This window comes from Pseudooceanicola sp. HF7, assembly GCF_011806405.1.
Classification (GTDB): Bacteria; Pseudomonadota; Alphaproteobacteria; order Rhodobacterales; family Rhodobacteraceae; genus Pseudooceanicola.
Genome location: NZ_JAATOW010000027.1, coordinates 36737 through 54781, shown reverse-complemented (window position 1 = coordinate 54781; position 18045 = coordinate 36737). Strand labels below are relative to the sequence as shown.

The following is an 18045-nucleotide window of genomic DNA, read 5'->3' as shown; positions in this document are numbered from 1 at the left end:
AAGAAAGAACATGCCGGAAAAGACCACGCCCAGCACGGTATCCTGCTTCACGCGGGAATTCGTGGCCAGGAAGCCGGTCATGAGCGATGTGGTCATGCCGGCCGCGAAGGCGCCCAGGATCAGCGGCACGCCGGCCACATAGGCCAGCACGATGCCCGGCAGGACCGCGTGGCTGACCGCGTCGCCCATCAGGGCCCAGCCCTTGAGCACCAGGAAGCAGGAGAGCAGGGCGGTGGGAATGGAGACCAGCAGGCAGATCCAGAAGGCGTTCTGCATGAAGGGGAACTGGAAGGGCAGAAGCAGCGTCTCTGTCATCGGGGGGCGTGCTCCGGCTGGGTGGCGGCCCGCAGCTCGCGCCGGGCGCGGGCGCGGGTGGCCAGGTAGCCATGCTTGGGCGCAAAGGTGAAGGCCGCGAGGAAGACCAGCGTCTGGAGAGAGACGATGATGCCGCCGGTGGCGCCGTCGAGGAAGTAGCTGAAGTAGGCGCCGAGGAAGCTGGTGGTCGTGCCGATCAGGACGGAGGTTTGGATCAGGCGCGGGAACCGGTCACAGAGCAGGTAGGCCGTGGCCCCGGGGGTGACGACCATGGCGACCACCAGGAAGGCGCCGACGGTGGACATGGCGGCCACGACGGAGGCGGAGAGCAAGGTGAAGAAGATCACCTTCAGCAGTTGCGGGCGCAGGCCGATGGAGCGCGCGTGGCTTTCATCGAAGAAGGTGACCATGAGGTCCTTCCACTTGGCCAGCAGCACCGCCAGTGTGATGAAGCCGATCAGCGCCAGCTGCAGCGTGTCGCCGGGGGTGATTGCCAGGATGTTGCCCATGGTGATGGTCTGGATCGAGACCGCCACCGGGTTCACGGAGATCATGAAGAGGCCGAGACCGAAGAAGGCGGTGAAGATCATCCCGATGATGACATCCACCTTCAGCCCGGAGCGATCCGACAGAAAGAGCATCGCCACCGCGGCCAGGCCCCCCGACAGGAAAGCGCCAAGCGCGAAGGGCAGGCCGAGCATGTAGGCACCGGCAACCCCGGGCACCACGGAATGGGAGAGGGCGTCGCCGATCAGCGACCAGCCCTTGAGCATGAGGTAGCTGGAGAGAAAGGCGCAGACCCCGCCCACCAGCGCGGAGACCCACATGGCGTTGGTCATGTAACCATAGGAGAAGGGCTGGAGCAGCAGGTCCATCATCGGCCACCGGCGCGGGGGGCGCTGCCCCCGTCCCCTGCGGGGACTCCCCCGAAGTATTTCCGGCCAGATGAAGCGGATCCGGACCGGGCGAGGGGGCGGCCGTGCGGCCTCCGGACGGTGGGGAGGATCATCGGTCTTCTTCCTTCGGCTCGCGGCGGTGCAGCTGGTCGCCGTAATGGACCAGGGGACGCTCATCATCGGAGAAGATGCGCACCTCGCGCGGGTCGTCATCGTCGTGCAGGGCCGCGCCGCCGATGGTGATATGGCGCAGCACGCCGCCGAAGGCGCTTTCGAGGTTCTTGTGATTGAAGGTTTCTTCCGTCGGGCCATAGGCCAGGACGGTGCCCTTGATCAGAACGGTGCGGTCGCAGAACTCAGGCACGGAGCCGAGGTTGTGGGTGGAGACCAGCATGACACGGCCCTCGTCGCGCAGGTCGCGCAGGAGGGCAATGATCTGTTCCTCGGTCTTCACGTCGACCCCGGTGAAGGGCTCGTCCAGCAGGATGACCTGGCCTTCCTGCGCCAGGGCGCGGGCGAGGAAGACGCGTTTCTTCTGCCCGCCCGAAAGCTCTCCGATCTGGCGGTGGCGGTAGTCGGTCATGTTGACGCGGGCCAGGGCCTGGTCGACGGCGGCGTGGTCCTGTTTCCTGGGGCGGCGCAGGAAGCCCATGTGGCCGTAGCGTCCCATCATCACCACGTCCTCGACAAGGACAGGGAAGGCCCAGTCGACTTCTTCGGACTGGGGGACATAGGCGACCAGGTTCTTCTTCAAGGCCTCCCGGACGGACATCCCCAGCAGGGAGATTTCGCCCGAGGAGGCGGGGACGAACCCCATGATGGCCTTGAAGAGGGTGGATTTGCCGGCACCGTTCACGCCCACAAGAGCGGTGATCGTGCCGCGCGGGATTTCGAAGGTGGCATCGCGCAGGGCGGTGTGGCCGTTGCGGTAGGTGACAGAGACATGGGCCGCGCGGATGCCGTCGAAGGCCATGTTGCGGGTGTCTTTCATGGGAGCTTGGCTGGTCAAAATATGCTTCCTGGCTCTGCGTTCTTATTGCATGCCGGCTTCGAGACCGTCGGCAATGGTCTGCGAGGTCACGCGCAGCAGGTCAAGGTAGCTTGGCACGGGGCCACCCGCTTCGGAGAGGCTGTCGACGTAAAGAACGCCCCCGTAGTGCGCGCCGGTTTCACGGGCGACCTGCTGGGCGGGCTTGGTGTTGACGGTGCTTTCGCAGAAGACCACGGGAATGTCATGTTCGCGCACCCCGTCGATCACCTGACGGACCTGCTGCGGGGTGCCGGTCTGGTCTGCGTTGATCGGCCAGAGGAAGAGCTCCTGCATGTCGAAATCGCGCGCGAGGTAGGAGAACGCCCCCTCGCAGGTCACCAGCCAGCGCTGATCTTCCGGGATCTCTGCCACGCGGTCCTTGAGCGGTTCGATCGTGGCTCCGATCTGGTCCTTGTAGGCTTGCGCATTGGCGGCATAGGTGTCGGCGTGTGCGGGATCCGCGTCCGAGAGCGCGGTGGCGATGTTGTCGATGTAGATCTGCGCGTTTTCCAGGCCCATCCAGGCATGGGGGTTCGGTTTGCCCTCGTAAGCGCCGAGGGCGATGGGCATCGGGTCGATCCCTTCGGAGATGGTGACAGAGGGGATGTCGCCCAGGTTGCGGATGAACTGGTCGAACCAGAGCTCAAGGTTGAGCCCGTTGTAAAGCACGAGGTCCGCGTCATGCGCCCCGACGATATCGCGCGGGGTGGGCTCATAACCGTGAATCTCTGCGCCGGGCTTGGTGATCGACACGATCTCGGCCGCATCGCCCGCCACCTGGGCGGCCATGTCCGCGATGACGGTAAAGGTGGTCACGACCTTGAGCTTGTCGGCCGCCTGGGCACTGGCCGCAGGCAGGAGGCAGGCCAGGGCAAGTGCGAGGGCAGGGCGGTGGAGCGCGGGCATAAGGGATCCTTCAGGTCAGACTGTCCGGACGGGCCGGCATGGGCGATTTCCGGCGAGGCCGGGTCAATCTTTCTTAAATGAGTTTGCGAAGCATTCGCAAAAAGGCAAGAAGAAAGTGCCGCGACGCTGCGGAAAGCGGGTTTGCGCCGCCTGGGTGCCTGAAGAGGTGGCATCAATCTGGAGAGGGGTATCCCTGGCTTGCTGAGACGGGACCAATGGGTCCGGCTACGTGGCATCTGCTGCGTGGCGCGTCTTCGGGCTGGCGGGAGCGTGCGATTGGCTGGCTTGCACGGGGCTGGCTGGCTGTCGACGTCACCTTTCGTAAACCGAAATGCCGCTAGGGTCCACATTAATATCTATTAAAATCAATTACTTGACTAAATTACTCAGATGCCCGCTGTCTAGGCTTTTCTATTGTATTCCAATTTCCGGATTTCAAGAAATATCAGTCACTTGGCGGGTGGAGTTGCATCGCGATGGCGGCCTCTGCGATGCGCAGAACGTCCTTGCTGAGGTCCAGCGCACCGGATCGCAATTTCGTGATCGGGACCCAGGTGGCCTCAAGCGCGTCGTCGGCGGCCTGGGGGATTCCCTCCCTGTAATGGCACAGCACCGCGACGAGGATGAAATGACGGCGAAGGGTGCCTGCCTGCCGGTCGAAGGCGTCCAGCGCGTCGATGACCGGGCCGCTGTCAGCGGTGATCCCGGTTTCCTCCTGCAGTTCGCGCAGGGCGGCCTCTGCCAGCGGCTCGCCGGGGTCGATATGGCCGCCGGGAAATCCCCAGAGGCCCGCATCCGGTGGATTGGCGCGGCGCACCAGCAGGATCTCTTCGCCGCGCGGGACGACGGCCAGGACGGCGGGAATTGGCGTGGGCATCGTGAGCTCCTTGGGATCGGGCCTCTGGGCGGGCGTGTGGCGGCGCGATGCTAGCATTCTGGCGGGCGGGGGAAAGCGGCATCCCGGGGGCGCGCATTTCCTTTGGGCGGGGAACGCCCTAGGTAGGATGCGGGGCGCCCGTCACGGTGCCCCCTGAAACACCAGCACCGGAGATCCCCCATGGCTGACCTCGCCCCCCTTTCCCTGAATGACGGCAAGACGATCCCCCGGCTGGGGCTGGGTGTCTGGCAAGTGCCGGAAGAGAGCGTCGCGGATGTCGTCTCTACCGCGATCGGTATCGGCTACCGGCTGATCGACGGCGCGCGCATCTACGGCAACGAGGCCGGGATGGGCGAGGGGATCCGGGCCTCTGGCGTGGCGCGGGACGAACTCTTCGTGACCTCGAAGGTCTGGAACGAGGACCAGGGCTATGATGCCACGCGCCGCGCGGTGGAAGGCAGCCTGAAGCGCATCGGGGTGGAGTACCTGGACCTTTGCCTGATCCACTGGCCGTGCCCCGCCCAGGACAAGTACGTTGAAACCTACCGCGCCCTGATGGACGCGCGCGCAGATGGGCAGATCCGCTCTGCCGGGGTGTCGAACTTCCAGGACGCCCACCTGGATCGCGTGATCAAGGAGCTGGGAGAGGCCCCCGCGCTGAACCAGATCGAGCTGCACCCGGCTTTCCAGCAGGCGCAGATGCGGGCCGCGGATGAAGAGCGCGGCGTGTTGACGCAAAGCTGGTCGCCGCTGGGGCGGATGACCATGTTCGAGGCGCCCGAGATCAAGGCGATCGCAGAGCGGATCGGATGCACCCCGGCCCAGGTGATCCTGCGCTGGCACCTGCAGCTGGGCGTCTCTGTCATCCCGCGCTCCACCAATGCGGGCCGGCTGAAGGAGAACTTCGACACGCTCGACATCACGCTCACGGAGGCGGACATGGCGGCCATCGCCGGTCTTGACCAGGAAGATGGGCGGATCGGCCCCAACCCGGACGAGTTCGAAGGCAACTGAGCCCCCTCCGGTCAGGCGCGGGCGGTCGGGCGCGGGATTTGTGCAAAGGCGCAGGCTGACTTGACCGCAGTGCGGCGGCAGCGGCACGATCGGGTGGACTTGTCTATACATCCCTCGCGCCACGTTCCCGGGCCGAAAGCCCGGGGGCCGCGCCTGGACCGGAGAGCCGCATGAGCACAGCACCCGCCGATTTCCTGACGACCCTCTATTCGCTTGAGGGAAAGCGCGCCCTGGTCACGGGTGCCAGCCGGGGGATCGGGCAGGCGCTGGCGCTTGGCCTGGCGCAGGCTGGCGCGGACCTGGTGCTGACCGCCCGCGATGCCGCGAGCCTTGAAGAGACCGCACAAGCCGTCCGGGAGGCGGGCCGTCAGGTCGAATGCATCGCCTTCGATCAACGTGACGTGGCGCAGGTGAGGGAGCGTCTGGGCGCCCTCGCGCCTGTCGATCTCTTGGTGAACAATGCCGGCTATGAAGAAATCCGCCCCTCTGAAGACGTGGACGAGGCGCTTTGGGACCGGATCGTGGACACCAACCTGAAGGGCGCGTTCTTCACCGCCCAGGTCATTGGCAGCCAGATGCTGGCCCGCGGGCAGGGCAGCATCGTCAACCTGGCCTCGCTGACCTCTTTCGTGGGGGTGCCGACGGCCACGCCCTATGGATCGTCCAAGACCGGCCTTCTGGGCATGACACGGGCGCTGGCCAGCGAATGGGCCGGGCGCGGCGTGCGGGTCAACGCCATTGCGCCAGGCTATTTCCGCACCGCCCTGACTGAAGCCTTCTACGAAGACCCGGCTTGGCGCGACGCGATGCTGGGAAAGATCCCGCTTGGCCGCTTCGGTGAACTGCGTGATCTGGTTGGCGCGGTGGTCTTTTTCGGCTCCGGCGCCTCTGCCTATGTAACTGGTCAATGTTTGGGCATAGACGGTGGCTACCTGGCGTCCATCTGAGGCGCGGGCAGAGAAGACATATGCACAAGTCTATACATTAAATTCGCAAGGGGATTACCCTTGGGCAAGCCGGGCAGCGGCGGGAAATGCGGATCACGGACGTGCAAGCAGCGGAAAGACAGACGATGGAAGAGACGGCCTTGACCGTGCGGGTGCACGATGTCTCGATGGATTTCGGGTCGGGTACGAAGGCAGTGGACAGCGCTCGTTTCGACCTTGAGACCGGCCGGTTCCTGACGGTCCTTGGCCCCTCCGGGTCCGGCAAGACGACGCTGCTGCACATGATCGCGGGCTTCCTCAAGCCGACGGCGGGCGAGATCACGATCAACGGCCAGCCGGTCGATGCCCTGCCGCCGCATCGCCGCTCGATCGGGATGGTGTTCCAGAAACTGGCGCTCTTCCCGCATATGACCGCCGCCGAAAACGTCGCCTTTCCGCTGAAGATGCGGCGCTGGAACCCCAAGGGCATCCCGGCGCGCGTATCCGACTTCCTGGACCTGGTGAAGCTGGGCGATTACCGCGACCGGCGGATCCATGAGCTGTCAGGCGGGCAGCAACAGCGCGTCGCCATCGCCCGCGCCCTGGTCTTCGAGCCGGAGTTGCTGCTGCTGGATGAACCCCTTGCCGCGCTAGACCGCAAGCTGCGAGAGGAGATGCAGCTGGAGTTCCGCCGCATCCAGAAAGAGCTGGGCGTGACCACGATCAACGTCACCCATGACCAGCGCGAGGCGCTTGTGGTTTCGGATGAGATCATCGTGATGGATGGCGGCAAGATCCAGCAGAAGGCGACCCCTGTGGCCCTTTACCAGCAGCCCGCGAACGATTTCGTGGCCGGGTTCGTCGGTGTCTCCACCTTCCTTGACGGCAGCGCGACGGAGGGGGGCGTGGAAATCCAGGGGACCCGATGTGCCGGCACGCATATGACCGATATCGCCGCGGGCACGCCGGTGCGCGGCGGGATCCGGGCCGAACAGATCCGGCTGGGGCGCAGTGCGCAGGCCGTTGCCGATTGCGACACGCGCCTGACCGGGCACGTCAGCGACATGATCTTCGAAGGGGAACGGCTGCTCTACGTGCTGAACTGCCCGGCGCTGCCCGGCGTCGATATCCAGGTTTACTACCATGATCCCGATGCCTTCGATCTTTTCGAGATCGGATCGGAGGTCCACTTCGGCTGGCGGGCGCGGGATCTTCGGATCTTCCGCGCCGCGCGATAAGATCCGCACCAACAAAAGACTTCACGACAGGAGAGAGAACATGACCAATCTGAAAGGCAGCGTCTCGCGGCGCACGATCCTGAGGGCCGGGGCGATGACCGGCGGCGCGGCGATGCTGGGAACCTTGCCCGCAACGCGCCTGTTCGCGCAGGAACCCGAGAAACCCTCTGAAATTATCGTGCGCGCCTGGGGCGGCGAATGGGTGGAAGCGCTCAAGAAGGGCGTGTCCGATCCCTTCACCGAGATGACCGGCATCGCCGTGCGCCACGACCTGACCGAGGACAACGAGATCCAGCCCAAGGTCTGGGCCGCCGTCGCGCAGAACCGCATCCCGCCGATCCACATCAACTGGGATACGACTACCAATGCGACCAAGTCCGCCCTGCGCGGCGTGACGGAGGATCTGTCCGATCTCTCCAACCTTGCCGAGACGACCGACCTGGCCAAGCCCGTCGGGCTGGAGGGTTACCCGATCGTCAACACCTACGGCTATGTCTACGTGCTGGCCTACCGTCCCGAGGCCTTCCCCGATGGTCCCCCGACCTCTTGGAAGGATCTGCTGGATCCCAAGTTCAAGGGCCGCATCGCGCTTTACAACGATGGCATCGGCTTCCACTTCCCGGCGCAGGTGGCCGGCGGCGGCTCCCTTGAAGGGATCCCGGACGACATGGGCCCCTGCTGGGATTTCGTCGAGCAGATGAAGGCGCAGGAGCCGCTTCTGGGCGAAGACCCCGATTTCACCGCCTGGTTCCAGAACGACGAGATCGACGCGGCCTGCACCATCTCCACCAACGCGCTGGCGGCCAAACGTAACGGCGTGCCGATCGAATGGACCGTCCCGGTAGAGGGCTGCAAGTTCGACACAGACGGCCTGTGGATCCCCAAGGGTCTGCCGGAGAACGAGCTTTACTGGGCCAAGCAGTACATCAACTTCGCCATCACCGCCCAGGCACAGCAGACCTGGCTTGACGGCCTGGGCCTGCCGGGCGTCGTGCCGGGCCTGACCCCGCCGGAAGGGCTGGCGGGCGATCCCTCCTATCCCACCGAGCCCGAGGATTTCGAGCACCTGATCCGCATCTCCTCTGCCGTGCAGGTGGAGAACGAGAGCGAGTGGTTCTCCAAGTTCAAGGAAATCATGCAGGGCTGACCGGCCCGGCAGGGCGCGCCGGGGTTTCGGCGCGCCCGACTATGGAAGAATTGGTACGTTCCGGATGACAGATGTGACCGGCCCTGAGGGCAAAAGGCGCTACCCGCTGCGCTGGCATGTGATGGATGCCCTGGAAGGGGCCGCCGGAGTGCTCTGGCCCCGACGCATGGCTCCTTTCACGGGCTGGCTGCTGCTGGCGCCGGCGCTCTTGCTGGTTGCGGTGCTGGTGCTTGGCATGGTGCAGATCGCAGAAAGCTCCCTGCATACGCTGGACCGCTCCACCTTCCTGCCGTCCGAGGACTACACGCTGGAGAACTACCGCACGGTGGCCGACAGCGCGACCTATCTGAAGGTCATCTGGCGGTCGCTTTACGGCTCTTTCCTGACCGTGGTCTTCACGCTGATCCTGGCCTTTCCCTATTCCTACATCCTGGTGCGCACGAATTCGGCCTTCACCCGCAAGGCGCTTCTGGTGGCCCTTTTCCTGCCTTTCTTCATCGGCCAGGTGGTGCGGGCCTATGGCTGGCTGATCATCCTGGGCAATGCCGGGCTGGTGAACGATGCGCTGGAACTGATCGGGGTGGAGCGCCAGCGACTGCTCTTTTCCTTCCCCACGGTGGTCTTCGGGCTGGTGCAATACATGCTGCCCTTCGCCGTGCTGCTGCTGGCCCCCGCCCTGACCGCCATCCCGCGCGAGGTCGAGACGGCCGCCGGATCCCTGGGCGCCAACTGGGCGCGCGTGCTCTGGCATGTGGTGCTGCCGATGGCGCGGCCCGGGCTGATCGGCGCGACGCTGGTGGTCTCGACCCTGTCGCTGACGGATTTCGCCATGCCCGCGATGCTGGGCGGCGGCAGCCAGGATTTCATCGCCAACGCGATCTATGACCAGTTCTTCCGCACGGCGGACCAGGGGCTGGGCTCTGCGCTGGCGCTCCTGCTGGTGGCGATCGGCTCGCTCCTGGTGGGGGCGATCTTTGCCGCCTTCGGGGCCGGCACCCTGGCAATGGGAGGCCGCGAATGACCGCGCCGCTGCAAAGAGCGATCTTCTGGATCCTGGTCGGTTTCGCCGTGCTGATCCTGTCCCTGCCGATGGTGATCGTGGTCGGGGCCTCCGTGACCTCGGGCAATATCATCGCCTTCCCGCCAGAGGGATTTTCCCTGAAATGGTACGAGAAGATCGCCCAGGCACGGGACCTGCAGCAGGCCTTCTGGCGCTCGATCCAGGTGTCGCTGGTCTGCGTTGCGGTCTCCGTGCCGGTGGGCACGCTGGCCGGGATCGCGCTTAGCCGTTACCGGCTGCGGGGAGCGATGGCACTTCAGGTCTACCTGCTGCTGCCGTTCACCGTGCCACTGATCGCATCGGGGATCGGCATGATGCTGGTCTTCGGGGAATGGCGCATCCTGGGCGCGCTCTGGCCCGTGGGTGTGGCCTGCGCGGTCATCAACCTGCCGTTCATCATCTGGTCCGTGTCGGCCTCTGCCGCATCGCTTGACCGCGACCTGGAGCTTGCGGCGCAGAACTGCGGGGCAGGGCCGATCGCCACCTTCTTCCATGTGACCCTGCCGGCGGTCATGCCGGGGGTGATCACCGGCGGGCTGTTGATGTTCGTGCTGGCGATGACGGAGTTCCTGGTCAGCCTGCTGCTGACAGACGCCCGCACGGTCACCCTGCCGGTGCAGGTCTACAACAACATCCGTTCGATCATCACGCCGGATCTTGCCGCGGTCTCGACCATCTTCGTCGTGATCGCCCTGGCGGCTGTCTGGCTGTTGGACCGGCTGGTCGGGCTGGAAATCTTCCTCAAATCGAAATGAGTCGCGAACGGCTCAAGCAAGGACGACCCCATGACTGAAGTGACCTTCAAGGATCTCTCGACCCTTTCGCCAGGGGAGCGCGCGGCGCTGGTGCGCCGGTCAGAGGCGGATCTGTCCGGTTTCACCGACAAGGTCCTGCCGATCATCGACGCGGTCAGGACCGAAGGCGATGCGGCGCTGGCGCGGTTCGGGCGGGAGCTGGACCGGGCCATGGGGCTGGAGGCGTCTTCCCTGAAAGCCACACCTGAGGAATTCGACGCGGCCTTCGATGCGGTCGAGCAGGAGGTGATCGATGCCATCCAGTACGGGATCGACAATATCCGCACCTTCCACCAGGAGCAGAAGCCCGAACCGATGTGGCTGAAAGAGATCCGCCCCGGCGCCTTTGCCGGGGATCGCTGGACGCCGATCTCTTCCGTGGCGCTCTACGTGCCGCGCGGCAAGGGGGCCTTCCCCTCTGTCACCATGATGACCGCCGTGCCGGGCGTGGTCGCCGGGGTGCCGGACCTGGCTATCTTCACGCCGCCGGGCCCGGATGGGTCCGTGGATGCGGCCACGCTGGTCGCCGCACGCCTGGCCGGGGTCGAGACGGTCTACAAGGCCGGGGGCGCACAGGCCGTGGCCGCCGCGGCCTATGGTACGCAGACCGTAAAGGCCGCCAAGAAGATCGTCGGGCCCGGCAGTCCCTGGGTGGTGGCCGCCAAGCGGCTTCTGTCCCACGTGATTGATCCGGGCCTGCCCGCGGGCCCCTCCGAGGTCGTGATCCTGGCCGATGACACCGTCTCTGGCGGGCTGGCCGCGCTGGACCTGCTGATCGAGGCCGAGCACGGCCCCGACAGTTCTGCCTGGCTGGTCACCCCCTCGCGCCGCGTGGTGGACGAGGCGCTGGCGGCCCTTCCGGGGCACTGGGCGCAGATGAGCGAACAGCGGGTCGGCTTTTCCAAGACCGTGCTGACCGGCCCATATGGCGGCATCGTCCTGGCGAAGGACATGGAGGACGCCTGCGCCTTCGTGAACGAATACGCCCCAGAACACCTTGAGATCCTGTCGGAAAAACCCTTCGACTACCTTGGTGACATCACCGAGGCCGCTGAGATCCTGATGGGCACCCGCACGCCCAATGCCATTGCCAACTACGTGCTGGGGCCGAACGCGGTTTTGCCGACCTCGGCCGGGGCCAATACCTATGGCCCGCTCTCCGTCACCGATTACATGCGCCGCAGTTCCATCGGGTACGTGACCGAAAAGGGCTATCCGGAGATGGCCGCGCGCACCAAGCTGCTGGCGGAATACGAGGGCTTCTCCTCTCACGCCAATGCGGTGAGCGCGATGCGTGACCCCTACCTGAAGGGCTGAGGGATGCGCGCAGTCAGATTGCACGGCCCCGGCGATCTGCGGGTCGAAGAGGTCGAAACGCCGCCCGCGCCGGGTCCTGGGCAGGTTCTGGTCGGTGTCGCGCTTGCGGGCATCTGCGGGTCCGATCTGCACAATTACCGCACGGGCGCCTGGATCAGTCGCGCGCCTTCGGTGGCCGGGCATGAGTTCGCGGGCCGCGTGCGCGCCGTGGGGGCGAACGTGCGTCACGTCGCGCCGGGCGACCGGGTCTACGTGGACAGCCGCTACCTGTGTGGCACCTGCGCCGCTTGTCGCGCGGGTCTGGGCCAGGTCTGTGAAAACCTTGGCTTTATCGGTGAAGCGATCGACGGCGGTTTTGCCGAAGCGGCCCTGCTGCCCGCCGGCAACGTCGGTCGGGCGCCTGAGGGCGTGCCCTATCGCCAGCTTGCCATGGCAGAGTCCCTTGCGGTGGCGCTGCATGCGGTGACCCGGTTGCAGGCCCCGGAAGGGGCGCCCGTCATCGTGACCGGATGCGGACCCATCGGCGCGCTGGTGGCGATCCTGGCGGCACGGACCGGCAACCCGGTAATGCTGATCGACCGCGACGCCGGTCGGCGGGCGCTTGTCGCGGATATCGTCGGCGGACAGGAGGCCGAGCTTGACGGCGACTGGGGCAGGGAGCCCCCGCGCCACGCCATCGACACGACCGGCGCGCCGGTGGTAATTGGCACGCTGATCGAGCGGCTTGGCGGCGGGGGCGGTCTTGCCCTGGTCGGGATCGGGGAAGGGCAGCTTCAGCTTGATCCGGTCAAGCTGGTTGAAAAGGACATGTCGCTTGTCGGCTGCCATGCCTTCGCCGATGAGCTGGCCCCGGCGGTCGCGATGCTGGCGGATCTTGAGCCGGCGCTGGACCGTCTGATTGCCGCGCCGATCGACCTTGATGCGGTGCCAGAGGCCTACCGGCGGCAGTTGGCCGGCGAACCCGGACCGCTCAAGGTCCTGATTGCCTGCGGAGGAGATGCCCCATGAGCGGTACATCGCGCACTGCGGAACTGCGCCAGCTGGCGGCACGAGATCTGCCCGCCGCCGAGGCCGCGCTTGAAGCCTTCATCGGCGGTCTGTTCGACCTCAAGGTCGAAGGACTGCGGATCAACGTCGATCAGTATTCGCTGAACTCCCTCAACGGGACATTCACGGCCGCAGATCAGGGCTATTTCTTCAAGTTCCACCAGGAAGAGGGCGAAGAAGAGATGCGCGGTGAATACTACCGCGCAGAGATCCTGGCAAAGGCCGGCCTGCCCGTGGACCGCCCGCTCTACATGTCGCGGCTGCCGGGCGAACAGGTGCTGGTCTATGCCAAGCGGGACGACCGGCGGTTTTCCGATGTGCTCTTTGATCTGGACCTAGCCCCGGATGCCCAGGCGGCTGCCCGATGCGTCGCCGCAGAGGCGACCCTGAACGATCATCTGCTTCAGGTCGCCGAAGAAACCCTGAAACCGATCACGCCGGAGATGTCAGAGGCCGAACCGATCCACAGGCTCTTTCACGAGCGGCTGATCGATCCAGCCCAGGGTCAGTATCCGGGTGGTCGTCTCAAACGGTTCTACGTGGACAAGGTCTTTCGCTTTCCGGACGATGACGGGGTGTTCGATCTGGACTGGTCTGCGCTTTCGACCGCGCGCCCGGTTCTGAACGGGATCGCCTATGCCGATACGCTGGGGGAATTGTTCGACCGGGCCTATCGCCGCTGCGCCCCGGCGGCGCTGGCGGATGCGGGCGGGACCGTGGCCCACGGCGATGCTCACAACGCCAATGTTTGGTATGAGCACGGCACCGATCAGGACCGCCTGTCGCTTTTTGATCCGGCTTTTGCCGGGGACGCCGTGCCCTCTCTGCTGGCAGAAGTGAAATCGACCTTCCACAATGTCTTCGCCCATCCCTTCTGGCTGTATAATCCCGAGATCGCCGAGCAGCGCTACAAGGCCCAAGTGCGCTATGACGGCACCCGGCTGTTCATTGACACGGACTGGCAGCCCAACCCGCTGCGCCGCGCGCTGCTGGAGGCCAAGCAGGTGCATTTCTGGGCGCCCTGGATCGCACGGCTGCGCGACGAGGGCCTGTTGCCCGAGGACTGGGAGGACGTGATCCGACTGGGTCTGTTCATGTCCCCGACGCTGGTAATGAACCTGAATGCGGGGGAGGGCGCTGATCGACACAATGCCACCTCTTCGGCGATCGGCCTTATGGTGGCGCTCATGGTTGGCTCCCGCCCGCTGGAGGCAGAGGACATCTGTTCGCGCTTCTTCGCTGGGATCCGGGGCTAGGTCAGCCCGCCCCACCGGCAGAGAACTGTGCCACGATCTGATGCGCCTGCCCGCTGTAGGCCAAGCGGGCGCAGGTCACCCAGCCGCTGCCGTGCCGGGTCATGCGCAGGATTTCAAGGCAGGCCTGCCCCTCTGGAATCGCCAGCAGGGCGGCTTCGCTTGGCGCGGCATTGATGGCGCGCACGGTGTGGCTGGCAGAGATCCACGGCACCGTCTCAAGAAGCCATTGGCCCGGTTCCAGGGCGGTAAAGTCCTGGTCCAGCGCTTCGGGACAGGCGGCGGGGTTGATGGCGCGCAGCTCATGGCAGAACGGGGTTTCGCCCGCCAGATGCAGGCCTTGGACGATCAGCAGGGGCGTGTCCGCGCGTGGTGTCATGCGGTTGAGCAGCCGGTCTTCATCCTCTGTTAACGGTCGCAGGGCGCGCTCCATCAGCTGCCATCCGTGGGCCAGGCCCAGGGCTGCGACCTCTGCCCGGATGGAGGCGATCTCCATCACCGCGGATTGCGACCTGGGTTGCGCCACGAAAGAGCCCCGGCGTTTGTGGCGCACCACGTAGCCTTCCTGGGACAGCTGGGTCATCACCTTGTTGACGGTCATACGAGAGACCCCGAACTGGCTGGCAAGCTCTGTCTCTATCGGGATCTGGTGGCCGGGCGCCCAGGTGCCGCCCAAGATCTTGTCCAGCAGCCAGCCGCGGATCTTCATATGGAGGGTGTCATTCGCGGGTCTGTGGGTCACGGCTGGCCTCCGGCGCGTTCTTTGCCTGAGCCCGCGCGGGCCGGGAACGGCGCCTGAGCGCGGGTCGCGTCCGGGAACGCTGGTTCAGCCAGATTATTCTATACAAATGACCCGTCAAGAATGGCGGGCAGCAAGCCGTTGACCCCGTTTGGAATTGCGGGCCACTGAGCAGTTCAGAGGCACCGGTGCTTCCCTTGGCTCGGTGAACCCGGGCCAAGCGCGGCGAGGGCTGAAGGTCAGCTACTTTGCGTAGTCTTCTTCCGTCACCTTTTCCATCCAGGTCACCTGCGTGCCGTCGATACTTTCCTGGATGGCGATATGGGACATGGCGGTCTTGGGGCTTGCACCGTGCCAGTGCTTTTCCTCTGCCGGGAAGAAGACGACATCGCCGGCGGTCACCTCTTCGACCGGGCCGCCTTCGCGCTGCACGCGGCCCCGCCCAAAGGTGATCAGGATGGTCTGACCCGCCGGATGGGTGTGCCAGGCCGTGCGCGCGCCGGGTTCGAAGGTGACCTGCAAGCCGCTGCTGCGCCCCGGCGGATCGGCCTGGAACAGCGGGTCAATGCGCACGGTGCCGGTAAAGTAATCTTCGTTTCCGGGGGTGGAGGGGGCCGTGCCGGCGCGGGTGATCTTCATGCGGCTTTTCCTTTCTACGGGGCCGGGTGAGCGGCCCGGATTGCTAAGATGCTTGATGGACTTGGTAAGGGAGGACGCGCGCAAATGCACGTCTTCCCAGCGGCCAGCCCGCCGGGGCCCGCCCAGGAAAGCGGCCTTCCAGGCAGTTCGGCTACCGCGATCGCCTTGCCTGGCCCGGAAGCGCGACCAAGGAACGATCGCTCAAACTGTTTGTATCAGGTGGCGCCTATTCGGGCTCGCTTCAGAATCCGTAAAGACACTTTCTGTAGCCATCTCCCTGGTGAACCAGGTGAATGGAATAACATGAAGAGCGCCATCTCAACCATCTCGGGTAAGCTGCTTCTGGTGACGGGCGCAGCGATTTCAGCCATTCTGATCGCCTATACTGCGGTGGGCAGTTGGCAGAGCTCACATGCCGTGGAAGATCAGGTGATGGAGCTTGCGACCCAGAACGCGGGGCTTGTCGCCGAAAAGGTCGCGGTCAGCATCACCGAAGCAACAGCCAGCGGTGGGGCTTTGGGTCATGCGATTTCCAGCTACCTCGCCACCGGAGAGGCCAGCCGGTCCGATCTTCTGGCGATGATCAGCGGCGTCCCGGGATCAAGTCAGGCGCTTTTCGGCGCCTGGATGGCCCTTCTGGCAGACGGCTCGGCCGAGGCACTTCTGCCCGGCGATGCGGCCAGGAATGCAGACGGCATCTTTACCCCCTGGTGGTCTAAGGACGAAAACGGCAACGTGACGATGGAAACCTTTGCGATCAATACGGAGTCGCAATGGTACGCAAAGCCGCTTGCGACCGGAAAAGGGCTGATCACGGAACCCTATATTGCCGAGAATGGCACGATGATCACCTCTGTCAGTGTGCCGGTGACCCTGGATGGGCGGATCGTCGGTGTTGCCGGCGTGGACCTGGAGCTGGGGGATCTTACCGCAATGCTGGGAAGCCTGACCTCCTTCGACGGGGGGCAGAACCTTCTGGTCGACAGTTCCGGGAAATGGCTGGCCGCGCCGGATGCAGCCGATCTGACAAAGCCATATGATGAAACAGGGGCAGAGCTGGTGAAAGCTGCGCTTGGCGATGGAAAACCGCGTGTCATCAGGGGCTTCCCCGATGGCCGCACCCGGCTGGTCTATCCCTTTACCGCGCCCGGCATGAACACGATGTGGGCGACCATCGTCGATGTCCCTGCTGCAGTCTTTGCAGCACCGGTTCAGGCGGCCACGATGCGAACGGTCATTGGTGGGGTCCTGATCCTGACCATGGCGCTGGTGACGATGTACATTGCCACCACTCGGATCGTCCGGCACCCCCTGCGCCAGATGCTGGGCGCCGTGGACAGCCTGGTCGCTGGGCGGTTCAATGATCCCGTTCCGGGCAAGTCACGCAACGACGAAATCGGCGCAATCGCGGGAGCCGTTGAAACCCTGCGGCAGGGGCTGGTCGACAAGAACGCGATGGAAGAGGAACAGCGGCATCAGCAAGCGGAACAGACCTTTGTCGTCGAAACGCTTGCCGCGGGCCTCAAGGAGCTTTCCGACGGGAACCTCGATATCCATATGCACGAACCCTTTGCTGATGGCTACGATCAGCTGCGCCAGGATTTCAACGCGGCTCTGGTTCGCCTGTCAGAGGTGATCGGCGCGATCTCTGCCTCCACGCGGTCGATTGCGGGGAATGTCCAGGAAATCACCGGGGCCTCCAATGACCTGTCCCGCCGCACGGAAACATCCGCGGCCACCCTGGAAGAAACCGCGGCCGCATTGAGCGAGCTCACGAACTCCGTGAAATTTGCCGCCGATGGGGCCCAGCAGACGGACTCTCTTGTCGGCGGGATCAACGGAGAGATGCAATTGAGCTCCAAGACCGTGAACGAAGCGGTGGCAGCCATGGACGCGATTGGCAATTCTTCGAACGAGATCAACAAGATCATCGAGGTGATCAGCGATATAGCCTTCCAGACAAACCTTCTGGCCCTTAACGCCGGAGTCGAGGCTGCCCGTGCCGGGGAGGCTGGTGGCGGTTTCGCCGTCGTCGCCTCCGAAGTGCGCGGACTGGCGCAACGATCTTCGGATGCGGCGCGCGAGATCGGGCAGCTGATCTCTCAGTCGAGCGGTCACGTGAAGGAAGGGATCGAGCTGGTTGGCCGTGCAGGCGACGCCTTGCAGTCCATCATCTCCTCGATTGGCGGGATCTCGGAGCATGTGAGCAAGATCGCCTCTTCCACCCATGAGCAGGCGACGGGCATCGTTGAGATCAACTCTGCTGTCGGAAAAATGGACCAGGTCCAGCAGCGCAATGCCGCCATGTTCGAAGAAACGGCGGCCGCCTGCACCGCGCTGAACGATGAGACGCAGCGCCTGGAAGCCATGGTCGGGCAATTCCGTATGCCAGGCTCTTCGGCGCCTTCTGCGCCGGCAAGGGGGCCCAGCGCCGCCGCCTGAGCTTACTCCATTCCCGGCTTTTGGGGCAGGGTCAGTAGGCGGGTCGCTTAGGGGCCGTCTTGAAGACAAGGTCTTGCGCCTTGGCGGCGGGATCTCTGCGCCGAGGGCGCCGGTCCTGTCTCCCGCATCAGCTTGCGCGCGTTTATCGCGCGCAAGTTTCTTTGGGGCGGCGCAGCCAGGCTTGGCTACCCCTCGGAACGCCTGATCTGAAACCAATCGTCTCTAGGTGTCGGGTAAGGACACACCATGTTTCTTGCGGCTTTCAACCCACAGAGCCACCTTGGCAAGGTTGACAGCCAAGGGGCCGCGAACCTATGTCCACCGCTCAAGTCCTGGCCAAAGGTCCATCGGTGCCGGCCCGACAGTGCCTGCGCCCGCCCGGGCCTTGGTCGCACATGCCGAAGG

17 protein-coding genes are annotated in these 18045 nt (G+C 64.9%); 10 read left to right on the top strand and 7 right to left on the bottom strand.

From position 1 onward, the window contains the following. The 5 genes from HCZ97_RS14750 to HCZ97_RS14730 form a co-directional block, all read right to left on the bottom strand. Positions 1-315 (bottom strand): metal ABC transporter permease (locus HCZ97_RS14750; protein WP_167689482.1); only part of this gene is annotated, 315 nt, incomplete at its 3' end. Beyond that, entirely contained in the window at positions 312-1190 is an 879-nt protein-coding gene (locus HCZ97_RS14745) for a metal ABC transporter permease (protein ID WP_167689481.1), read from the bottom strand. The genes HCZ97_RS14745 and HCZ97_RS14750, both read right to left, overlap by 4 nt. 130 nt (positions 1191-1320) lie before the next feature. Next, entirely contained in the window at positions 1321-2202 is an 882-nt protein-coding gene (locus HCZ97_RS14740) for a manganese/iron ABC transporter ATP-binding protein (protein WP_303048721.1), read from the bottom strand. 42 nt (positions 2203-2244) lie between these two features. Next, entirely contained in the window at positions 2245-3147 is a 903-nt protein-coding gene (locus HCZ97_RS14735; protein ID WP_167689480.1) for a metal ABC transporter substrate-binding protein, read from the bottom strand. A gap of 445 nt (positions 3148-3592) precedes the next feature. Next, positions 3593-4024 (bottom strand): NUDIX hydrolase, encoded by a 432-nt coding sequence (locus tag HCZ97_RS14730; protein ID WP_167689479.1) that lies wholly within the window; start codon positions 4022-4024, stop codon positions 3593-3595. 180 nt (positions 4025-4204) lie between these two features. On the opposite strand from HCZ97_RS14730, the gene HCZ97_RS14725 reads away from it, so the two are divergent. The 9 genes from HCZ97_RS14725 (at position 4205) to HCZ97_RS14685 (ending at position 13823) form a co-directional block, all read left to right on the top strand. After that, on the top strand, positions 4205-5038 hold the full coding sequence (locus tag HCZ97_RS14725) for an aldo/keto reductase (RefSeq protein WP_167689478.1): 834 nt from the start codon (positions 4205-4207) through the stop codon (positions 5036-5038). A gap of 170 nt (positions 5039-5208) precedes the next feature. Further along, positions 5209-5985: an SDR family NAD(P)-dependent oxidoreductase gene (locus HCZ97_RS14720; protein WP_167689477.1), complete on the top strand. Its 777-nt coding sequence runs from the start codon at positions 5209-5211 to the stop codon at positions 5983-5985. 125 nt (positions 5986-6110) lie between these two features. After that, positions 6111-7202: an ABC transporter ATP-binding protein gene (locus tag HCZ97_RS14715; RefSeq protein WP_167689476.1), complete on the top strand. Its 1092-nt coding sequence runs from the start codon at positions 6111-6113 to the stop codon at positions 7200-7202. Between the two features lie 40 nt (positions 7203-7242). Next, the gene (locus HCZ97_RS14710) at positions 7243-8349 is read left to right on the top strand and encodes a PotD/PotF family extracellular solute-binding protein (RefSeq protein ID WP_167689475.1); all 1107 of its coding nucleotides are present in this window, start codon (positions 7243-7245) and stop codon (positions 8347-8349) included. A 64-nt stretch (positions 8350-8413) separates the two neighbouring features. Continuing rightward, positions 8414-9370: an ABC transporter permease gene (locus HCZ97_RS14705; RefSeq protein ID WP_167689474.1), complete on the top strand. Its 957-nt coding sequence runs from the start codon at positions 8414-8416 to the stop codon at positions 9368-9370. Then, a complete protein-coding gene (locus HCZ97_RS14700) occupies positions 9367-10164 on the top strand; it encodes an ABC transporter permease (protein WP_167689473.1) in 798 nt (265 codons plus the stop codon). The genes HCZ97_RS14705 and HCZ97_RS14700 overlap by 4 nt, the downstream gene beginning before the upstream one ends. Positions 10165-10194: 30 nt before the next feature. After that, on the top strand, positions 10195-11520 hold the full coding sequence (gene hisD / locus HCZ97_RS14695; RefSeq protein ID WP_167689472.1) for a histidinol dehydrogenase: 1326 nt from the start codon (positions 10195-10197) through the stop codon (positions 11518-11520). A 3-nt stretch (positions 11521-11523) separates the two neighbouring features. Next, positions 11524-12528, top strand: coding sequence for a zinc-binding dehydrogenase (locus HCZ97_RS14690; protein ID WP_167689471.1), 1005 nt, complete (start codon positions 11524-11526; stop codon positions 12526-12528). Beyond that, positions 12525-13823, top strand: coding sequence for a hypothetical protein (locus tag HCZ97_RS14685; protein ID WP_167689470.1), 1299 nt, complete (start codon positions 12525-12527; stop codon positions 13821-13823). The genes HCZ97_RS14690 and HCZ97_RS14685 overlap by 4 nt, the downstream gene beginning before the upstream one ends. A 1-nt stretch (position 13824) precedes the next feature. Here HCZ97_RS14685 and HCZ97_RS14680 read toward each other — a convergent pair whose 3' ends face one another. Both HCZ97_RS14680 and HCZ97_RS14675 read right to left on the bottom strand, forming a co-directional pair. Beyond that, on the bottom strand, positions 13825-14562 hold the full coding sequence (locus HCZ97_RS14680; RefSeq protein WP_167689469.1) for a UTRA domain-containing protein: 738 nt from the start codon (positions 14560-14562) through the stop codon (positions 13825-13827). A 240-nt stretch (positions 14563-14802) separates the two neighbouring features. Then, positions 14803-15198 (bottom strand): cupin domain-containing protein, encoded by a 396-nt coding sequence (locus tag HCZ97_RS14675; protein ID WP_167689468.1) that lies wholly within the window; start codon positions 15196-15198, stop codon positions 14803-14805. Positions 15199-15501: 303 nt separating this feature from the next. Between HCZ97_RS14675 and HCZ97_RS14670 the strand changes: the two genes are divergently transcribed. Continuing rightward, a complete protein-coding gene (locus tag HCZ97_RS14670) occupies positions 15502-17640 on the top strand; it encodes a methyl-accepting chemotaxis protein (RefSeq protein WP_167689467.1) in 2139 nt (712 codons plus the stop codon). The last annotated feature ends 405 nt before the right edge of the window (positions 17641-18045 follow it).